Genomic DNA, 502 nt, shown 5'->3' with positions numbered 1-502 from the left:
TCGCACGACAACGCCATCGCGATCATCGCCCGCTGCCGCATACCGCCGGAGAACTGATGCGGATAGTCGTCCACGCGCTTCTGCGGGGTGGGAATGCCCACCCGCCCCAGCATCTCGACGGCGTGCTTGCGCGCGACCTTCTTCGACACGTCGTGGTGGATCCGGTACGCCTCGACGATCTGATCACCCACCGTGTAGAACGGGTGCATCGACGACAGCGGATCCTGGAAGATCATGGCCATGTTGCGGCCGCGCAGCTTGCGGACCTCTTCCGGGGACGCCTCGATGAGTTCCTTGCCGTTCAGCCAGATCTGGCCGGAGATCCGGCAGTTCCTGCGGTTGTGCAGGCCGAGGATCCCCAGGCTCGTCACCGACTTGCCCGAACCCGACTCCCCCACGATCCCCAGGGTCTGCCCGCGCTCGAGCTGGAAGTTCAGCCCGTCCACGGACTTCACCAGGCCGTCGTCGGTCGGGAAGTGGATGCGCAGGTCGCGCACCTCCA

At 65.7% G+C, this 502-nt stretch carries 1 protein-coding gene; it reads right to left on the bottom strand.

All coding sequences use genetic code 11. The features are described from left to right. Nucleotides 1-502: ABC transporter ATP-binding protein (locus ABD140_RS40035; RefSeq protein ID WP_344248324.1), on the bottom strand; the 502-nt coding region annotated here is incomplete at both ends.

Origin of the sequence: Actinocorallia libanotica, assembly GCF_039525175.1 — a bacterium.
GTDB classification, from domain to species: domain Bacteria; phylum Actinomycetota; class Actinomycetes; order Streptosporangiales; family Streptosporangiaceae; genus Actinocorallia; species Actinocorallia libanotica.
Note: the sequence above shows the minus strand (reverse complement) of the source record. Positions and strands in the feature narration are given on the sequence as shown.